The 8,235-nt window shown below is 52.9% G+C and carries 6 protein-coding genes; 3 read left to right on the plus strand and 3 right to left on the minus strand.

All coding sequences use genetic code 11. The features are described 5' to 3' along the window. Positions 1-267 precede the first annotated feature (267 nt). Entirely contained in the window at positions 268-1,188 is a 921-nt protein-coding gene (locus lacNas_RS02285; RefSeq protein ID WP_201331353.1) for a LysR family transcriptional regulator, read from the minus strand. 182 nt (positions 1,189-1,370) lie between these two features. Here lacNas_RS02285 and lacNas_RS02290 point away from each other — a divergent pair, with 182 nt between their 5' ends. From lacNas_RS02290 to aroD, 3 genes are all read left to right on the plus strand, one after another. Continuing rightward, entirely contained in the window at positions 1,371-2,306 is a 936-nt protein-coding gene (locus lacNas_RS02290) for a shikimate dehydrogenase (protein WP_201331354.1), read from the plus strand. A gap of 91 nt (positions 2,307-2,397) precedes the next feature. Further along, the gene (locus tag lacNas_RS02295; protein ID WP_201331355.1) at positions 2,398-3,618 is read left to right on the plus strand and encodes an MFS transporter; all 1,221 of its coding nucleotides are present in this window, start codon (positions 2,398-2,400) and stop codon (positions 3,616-3,618) included. Between the two features lie 27 nt (positions 3,619-3,645). Continuing rightward, positions 3,646-4,404: a type I 3-dehydroquinate dehydratase gene (gene aroD, locus lacNas_RS02300; RefSeq protein WP_201331356.1), complete on the plus strand. Its 759-nt coding sequence runs from the start codon at positions 3,646-3,648 to the stop codon at positions 4,402-4,404. 466 nt (positions 4,405-4,870) lie between these two features. Here the strand turns inward: aroD and lacNas_RS02305 are convergent, their stop codons facing one another. Continuing rightward, the gene (locus tag lacNas_RS02305) at positions 4,871-6,358 is read right to left on the minus strand and encodes a glycoside hydrolase family 1 protein (protein WP_201331357.1); all 1,488 of its coding nucleotides are present in this window, start codon (positions 6,356-6,358) and stop codon (positions 4,871-4,873) included. Positions 6,359-6,494: 136 nt separating this feature from the next. Next, positions 6,495-8,235 (minus strand): beta-glucoside-specific PTS transporter subunit IIABC (locus tag lacNas_RS02310; RefSeq protein ID WP_201331358.1); only part of this gene is annotated, 1,741 nt, incomplete at its 5' end.

The raw sequence follows: 8,235 nt of genomic DNA on the forward strand, positions 1-8,235 counted from the left end.
GTAAGCAGCGCCAGCCATGCTCCGGCAGCTCCGGCTCCCAAGCCAGACGCCGTAAGCAGCGCCAGCCACGCTCCAGCAGCTCCGGCTCCTAAGCCAGAAGCTACTTCCGGGGCCAGTCACTAGAATTAGCTAACAATTCACAAATTTTTTCTTTGGTCGAAAAGCGGCTATGTGAAAACCTGCACTTGACTTGCCAGGCCGCTGAGACCTTCTTCCTTACAAAAACTCGCGAAAAACGCCCAAGCAGATGCTTGGGCGCTTTTTGTGCTAAACCAGTTTATGTTCGTTGTTATAGTGCTTCCGGCAGTAGGTCTTGATGAATTGTTCGAATCTGGTCACGGCCGGAGTCAAGAAGTGGTCGGACTTTTTGACCACGAAAATCGGGTGAACGCCAACGTGGTTGTCGATGTGGAGCAGCTTGACCGTCTGCGGGTTCAGCTGCGGCAGGTGGGGCACGATGGCCACGCCGTAGCCCCAGTGCACGAAGCCGATGATCGTGTGGTCCTCCATGGATTCCATGACGATCTTGGGCTTGACGCCGGCATCAGCGAACATCTTGTCCAGGCGCTGGCGCAGGCCGCTCTTTTTGCTGTAGTAGATCATCGGGTACTTGGCCAGGTCGGCCAGGGAGACCGAGTTCTTCTGGGACAGCGGGTTGGTGAAAGGAACCACGGCCAGCATTTCCTGGTCCACCAGGTGGGAGATGTCCACCTTGTCCTCCAGGCTGGGAACGTCCGGAGCTGAAGAAACGACCAGGTCCAGCTCGTCGTTGACCAGCTGCTCAACCAGGTCATCGGTCGTGCCCTGGGTAAAGGAGAAGGAAATGTCCTTGGTGTCGGGTTCCTGCTTGAACTTGTAGATCAGCTGCGGGATCAAGTCCTGGCCCATGGTGAAGGTGAAGCCTACTCTGATGTGGCCCCGGTTGATGTCCAGCAGCTCGGCAATGTATTCACCGCCCCGGTCCAGGTCGTTTAAGCCGCTTTTGACGTATTCCAGGTAGATCTTGCCGTAGTTGGTCAGGCGGATGTTCCGTCCGTCTTTTTCAAACAGCGGGACGCCGAGCTCTTCCTCAATACTGCTGATGGCATAGGAGAGGGAAGGCTGCGAGATGCCCAGCTTTTCCGCGGCTTTGGCCATGTGTTCAGTCTTGGCCAGCTCGACAAAAAAACGTAAGTGCCGAATGTTCATATTTGCCTCCAAATCAATCACAACGGTTTTCCATACCTATATTGTACCGTTAATTTAAAACTGATAAAATGCTTTTATCAATAAATCAGCTTTGCCTTATTTATCACGAAGCTTGAAAACGATAACATAATAGTGAATTGAGAAAAAAGTAACTTGTGAAAAAAGTTAAAGGAGATCCAGAAATGGCAGACGAAAGAAACAACGAGATCGAAGAAACGAAGATTCAAGGCGTAAGCGGCCCGATTACCGGCTGGCTTGACGGCCACACGATTCTGGTTGGCTTGATGGCTTACCCGATCCGTCACACCATGTCACCAACCATGCACAACAACGCTTTTGCCAAGTTGGGCTTGAACGGGGCTTACCTTTGCTTTGAAATCGACAACGAAAAGCTGCCGGGCGCCATCGACGCCATCCGGACCCTGGACATGCGGGGCTCGAACGTTTCAATGCCAAACAAGAAGAAGGTTATCCCTTACCTGGACAAGCTGGACAAGACCTCACAAATGTGTGACGCCGTCAACACCATCGTTAACGAACACGGCGTTTTGACCGGCTACACCACTGACGGCATGGGCTGGCTGCGGGCTTTGAAGAAGGACGGCCAGGACGTCAAGGGCAAGGTCATCACTTTGGCCGGTGCCGGCGGTGCTGCCACTCCAATCGCCGTAACTGCTTCATTGGAAGGCGCCAAGGAAATCCGCATCTTCAACCTGGACGACGACAAGTGGGCACAAGCAGTCAAGAACGTTGAAACCATCAACAAGGAAACTGACTGCGTAGCCAGCGTTCACCACCTGGAAGACAAGGAAGACTTCAAGAAGTCAATCGCTGAATCAGACATCTACTGCGACGCTACCAGCGTAGGGATGAACCCGCTGCAAGACCAAACCTTGGTTGAAGACCCATCATGGTTCCACGAAGACATGGTCGTTTCCGACACTGTCTACGCACCACGCAAGACCAAGCTGATGGAAGTAGCTGAAAAGGCTGGCGTAAAGCACATCTACAACGGGATCGGCATGATGATCGAACAAGGTGCCGCTGCCTTCAAGCTGTGGACTGGCAAGGAAATGCCAACCGACTACATCCAAGAAATCATGGATGCAGACAAGTAATTTTTAGACAGAAAAAATAAAACAGGTTTTAATCGATACCTTCTGCAGCTGAATATTTGCCTACAGAAGGTATTTTTGGAAGGAAGTAACCATGAAAAAGAATAAATACATGATGACTGCCTTCATGCTGTACATGAACTACTTCGTGCACGGGATGGGCGTCATCATCATTTCGCAAAACGCCACCAACCTGGCCCACCAGTGGGGCACGACCGCGACCGGCGCCATTGCCGTAGTCTCCTCTTTGGGGGTTGGGAGAATCATCAACCTGCTGATTTCCGGGATCTTGTCTGACAAGTTCGGCAGAAAGCCGTTCGTTCAACTGGGGATCGTCTTCTACCTGATCTTCTTCGTTGGCCTGCTCTTCTCACAGAACATTACCGTCGCCTACATCCTGGGGATCTGCGCCGGGATGGCCAACTCCTTCCTGGACACGGGTACTTACCCGGCCCTGATGGAAATCTTCCCGGACGCCAAGGGGACCTCAAACGTTGTTTTGAAGGCCTTCATTTCCGGGGCTCAGTTCCTTTTGCCATTCATCGTCAGCGGCCTGGCAAGTGCCGGGGCTTGGTACGGCTGGTCAATCGTGATTCCAGCTGCCATCCTGGTCATCACCTTCATCTACTTCCTCAAGGGGGCCTTCCCGGACTCCAAGGCAGTTGCTGAAGCTGAAGAAAAGAAGGCCGAAGAAGCTGAAGCAGCCGCTGCTGCTGACGGCGACAAGCCGGCAGTCAAGTCCAACAAGTGGCTGGACGGTACCCTGTTCATCCTTTACGGCTACATTTCACAAGCTACCTTCTACATGGTCAGCCAAATGCTGACCCAATACGGGCAGTCAATCAGCCACATGAGCGACAGCGCTGCCCACGCCCTGGTTTCCTGGTACTCACTTGGTTCAATCTGCTGCGTGCTGTTTACTGCAGTGATCGGCCGCAAGTTCAAGGAAGTTCAATTGGTGCCAATCTACACTTTGGGTGCCTTCATCGCCATCTTCCTGATGTGGGCATACCCGACCAGCGCCGTTTTGATGGGCATTCTGGCCTTCGCCGTTGGTTTCTTTGCCGCTGGTGGCGTAATGCAACTGGGGTTGACGGTTATGGCCGACTTCTTCCCAGCTGGCAAGGGGACGGTTACCGGTTTCTTCTACACTGCCGGTTCAATCGCTTCCTTCACTATTCCGCTGGTAATCAACGCTTTGCCAGGGATGAGAGAAGTTATGTTCTTTGACGTGATCGTTGCCCTGCTTGGTTTCGTGGACACGACCATCATCGCTATCCGTTACAAGCACCTGTTTGGTTCACTGAAGAAGTAATTTTTTTAAAAAACAGAAGGTATAAAAATGACTACTGTAAAAGTTAGAAACATTGTTTTGGGCGAAGGCCTGCCAAAGATTGCCGTGCCAAACGTCGGCGCGACTGAAGAAGAAATCCTGGCTTCCGCCAAGGAAATCGCGGCTGCCAAGCCTGACATCATGGAATGGCGGATCGACTACTACGAAGCCGGCATCAAGGACAATGAAAAGCTGATCGCTACGGCCAAGGCTTTGCGTGACGTAGTCGGCGAACTGCCAGTCCTGGTTACTTTCAGAACCAAGAACGAAGGCGGCGTTTTGGAACTGGGCGAAGACGAATACCTGGACCTGGTGGCTACTGTAGTAACCAACCGTTTGGGCGACGCGGTCGACATCGAACTTTTCCACGATGAAGAAAGAGTCAAGGACCTGGTTAAGCAAGCCCACAACTACAACGTGGTAGTGATCATGAGCAACCACGACTTTGAAAAGGTGCCAGCCAAGGACGTCATCGAATTCCGCTTGAAGAAGATGGCTGACTTGGGTGCTGACGTGCCAAAGCTGGCCTGCATGCCGCACAGTGCTGACGACGTTTTGACCCTTTTGAGCGCGACTAACGACGCCCGCAAGGCACTCTCAACGCCAATCATCACCATGGCAATGGCCGACTTGGGCAAGGTCAGCCGGATTGCCGGCCAAGTCTTTGGCTCCTGCCTGTCATTCGGTGCCGTTGGCAAGACTTCAGCGCCTGGCCAATTATCAATCGAAGACTTGAGAAACGCTGAAAATTACTTGGAATTGCACTAATAAGCACGAGAAACGCTTTTCCAGAAAAGAAAGCTCCCGTATCACTTCAAATTGCGATACGGGAGCTTTTTTGGTGGGGAGAGATTGTTTAAAATGTTGATTTTATTAAAAAGCAGATATATAATCTAACCAAAAAATAATCTATTTTGATTTGGAGGATAAAAGACATTGGCTATTTTTAGGAATGAAAAAAGAGGGTGAGTGCTGTGCCTATTTCATCATTTGTGGGGATTCTCGTCCTGCTGGTTTCCGGAGTGGCCATTGGCTTAGCTGTCTATGGCTGGGTCAGTCATAAACGGGGCTTAGCAGTTGAAGCCCTGCTTGCTGGGACAATCTTTCTAGGCTTAGTCTATTGGGTTGGCAACAACTTTATCGGCTCCATGTGAGCCTTATTTTGGCTTTTAGAGCATAAGAAAGCTCCCGTATCAATCGCGATACGGGAGCTTTTTTGGTGGGGAAAGATTGTTTAGTCGCTTAGGTCTTCGCCGTCACTGGCGATAACCTTCTTGTACCAGTAGAAGGAGTCCTTTGGAATCCGCTTGAGGCTGCCTTCGCCCTTGTCATCGCGGTCAACGTAGACAAAGCCGTAGCGCTTGCGCATTTCCCCGGTGCTGGCAGAAACCAGGTCGATGCAGCCCCACATTTCGTAACCCATCAGGTCAACGCCGTCGAGGTTGATGGCGTCGTGCATGGAGGCGATGCACTGCTGCAGGTAGGAGATTCTTTCCGGGTCGTGAATCTTGCCGTCTTCGCTGATCTGGTCCTTGACCCCGATGCCGTTTTCCACGACCCAGAGCGGCTTGTGGTACCGGTCCCAGAGCTGGTTCAAGGCAATCCGCAATACGTCCGGGTCGATCGTCCAGCCCCAGTCGTTGGTCTTGAGGTAAGGGTTCTTGACCCCCAGGGACAGGTTGCCGCCAGTAGTGTCCTTGACTTCGTGGGTGGTCGTTACGGATGAGGAGTAGCAGGAGAAGCTGAGGAAGTCGGCCGGGTATTGGGCCAAAAGCTCATAGTCGCTGTCTTTGTCTTCCAGCTCGATCCCTTCAGCTTCGTACTTCTTCAAGATCCAGTCTGGGTAGCGGCCGCCGGTCTGAACGTCGCTGTAAAAAAGGGTAGCGTCGTTTTCTTTAAGGGCCTTTAATTGGTCCTTCGGGTCAGCCGTCAAGGCGTAGACCGGACCGTAAGCCAGCATCTGGCCGACCTTGATTTCCGGGTCGATTTCCCGGGCCGCCTTGACCGTCAAAGCGCTGGCCACGAACTGGTTGTGGGCGCCTTGGGCCTTGCTTTGGGCATCATCGGTCAAAATACCAGCTGCCATGTAAGGGCTGAGGCTCATCATGTTGATTTCGTTGAAGGTCAGGTAGTACTTAACCAGGCCCTTGTAGCGCTGCATGACGGTCTTGGCGTAGTTGACGAAGAAGTCGATCAGCTTGCGGCTGGTCCAGCCGTTGTACTTGACAGAGAGATTAAGCGGCGTTTCGTAGTGAGACAGGGTCACCAAAGGTTCAATGCCATACTTGCGGCATTCTTGGAAGACTTTTTCATAGAATGCCAGCCCCTTTTCGTTTGGCTCAGCGTCGTCGCCATTTGGAAAAATCCGCGCCCAGTTGATGGAGAGGCGGAAGCACTTGAAGCCCATCTCGCTCATCAGCTTGATGTCTTCCTGGTAGTGGTGGTAGAAGTCGGTCGCGGTGTGGCTTGGGTAGTAGTAGCCATCCAAAACAGCCGGTTCGGCTCCTTCAGGGAAGGTCATTGCCTGGCCAAAAGCCATCGGCACGTAGCCGGTTTCCCCAGTTTTTGGATTCTTCCAGGTGATCTTTCTGGCTTCAGTGTGGGAGCCGTTGGTCATCACGTCAGCCGTGCTGAGGCCCTTGCCGTCTTCTGAATACGCGCCTTCATACTGGTTGGCGGCAGTTGCCCCGCCCCAAAGGAAGTCTTTTGGAAATTTTGCCATGATTTGTCTCCTTATCTGTTATTGTTTTTATTTTTACTAGCTATATTACCTGTGTTTAATACACGAAAAGATTTGCCAGGGGGCAAATCTTTCCATGAACGTTTTTGAGAGAAATATGTGTTGGTGTTTTGTCCTTTTAGGACAGGGCCAGCAGCTGATCGCCAGCTTTAACCGTGCCAAGCTTGCTGTCGCCAATTTCATGGTAGGATTTGGAATTGGTGATGATGACTGGCGTGGTCAGGTCGTAGCCCTTGGCCTTGATGCCTTCCAGGTCAAACTTGACTAGCGGCTGGCCGGCCTTGACTTCTTCGTCCTTGGATACCAGGACTTCAAAGCCTTCACCGTTGAGTTCAACCGTGTCCATGCCGATGTGGATCAGGATTTCAGCGCCGGACTTGCTCTTAAGGCCGATGGCGTGGCCGGTCGGGAAGACCAGGCTGACCGTGCCGTCAACCGGTGACTTCAGCAGGCCTTCGCTTGGCTTGATGGCCAGGCCCTGGCCCATGGCGCCGGAAGAGAAGACTTCGTCTTTTACTTCGCTCAGCGGGCAGATTTCACCGGCAACTGGAGCCAGGATGGTTTCACCGGCAACAGTTACTGAAGGACCTTCTGCTGGAGCAGCAGTTGAAGTGGTTTGAGTGCTTGAAGCAGTTTCTTCATCGCCGTAAAGGCTAGGAATCTTGATCAGCATGGTCAGGGCGAAGCCCAAGATCAGTGAGATGACGGCGCAGATAGCCAGGTTGATGACGCTGGCAAATGAACCAGTCTTAGGGTTGATGTATGAAGGGAAGGCGAAGATCCCCATGCCGCCCATGGCGTAACCAGTCACGTTGGTCAAGCCGCAGTAGGCACCTTGGATAGCACCGGCAACGCAGGTCATGATGAATGGCGTCTTCATCGGCAGGGTAACCCCGTAGATGGCCGGTTCAGTAACCCCGAAGATTGAGGAGATCAGGGCCGGGGTAGCAAGCTCCTTGACCTTCTTTTCCTTGGTCTTGATCATGATGGCTGCCAAAGCCCCAGTTTGAGCGAAGCAGACCGCAACTGACGGGTTCAAGAGAACTGACCAGCCCTTTTGGGCAAAGTCCATCATAGCCAGAGGGATCAAGCCCCAGTGCAGGCCGAACATAACGAGTACTTGCCAGAGGCCGCCCAGGACAGCGCCGTAAAGCATTGGGCTGAACTTGTAGATGGCTTGGAAGACAATCCCGATCCAGGAAGACAGGGTGTTGGCTACCGGCCCGATCAAGAGGATGGACAGCGGAACTGAGATCAAGAGAGTGAAGAACGGAACGGCGAACATCTTGATGTCGGTCGGCATCCACTTCTTCATCCGCTTTTCAACCAGGGAGGCAAACCAAACGGCCAGGATGATTGGAATCACCGTTTGGAAGTAGCCGCCGCTCGGCAGCTTGATCGGCAGGCCGAAGAAGCTGGTCGTGGTCTTGACGGTCGTGGTCAAGGTTGGGTAGAGCATGGCCCCAGCCAGGGCCAGGCCGGTGAATTGGTCCAGCTTGAACTTGCGGGCAGCAGTCAAGGCCAGGAAGAACGGCAGGTATTGGAACATCCCGTCGCCCATGGCGTTGAAGATGATGTAGATCCCGTTGGTAGTCGGCATCCCAGTGGCAGCCAGGAGGGCAGTTATCCCCTTAAGCATACCGGCGGCACAGAGGGCGCCCAGGAAAGGCTGGAAGATGCTGGAGATCAAGTCGACGAAGCGGTCGAACAGGTTGCCCTTTGGCGCGTCTTCCGCGTCGTCTTCGGCAACTTCCCCAACTCCCTTGATGTGGGAGTTTCTGAGCACGGCGTCGTAGACGTCCGTAACTTCGTTGCCGATGACCACTTGGTATTGGCCGCCGGCCTTGGCGACGGTGATG

Origin of the sequence: Lactobacillus nasalidis, assembly GCF_016587775.1 — a bacterium.
In the GTDB taxonomy this organism is placed as follows: domain Bacteria; phylum Bacillota; class Bacilli; order Lactobacillales; family Lactobacillaceae; genus Lactobacillus; species Lactobacillus nasalidis.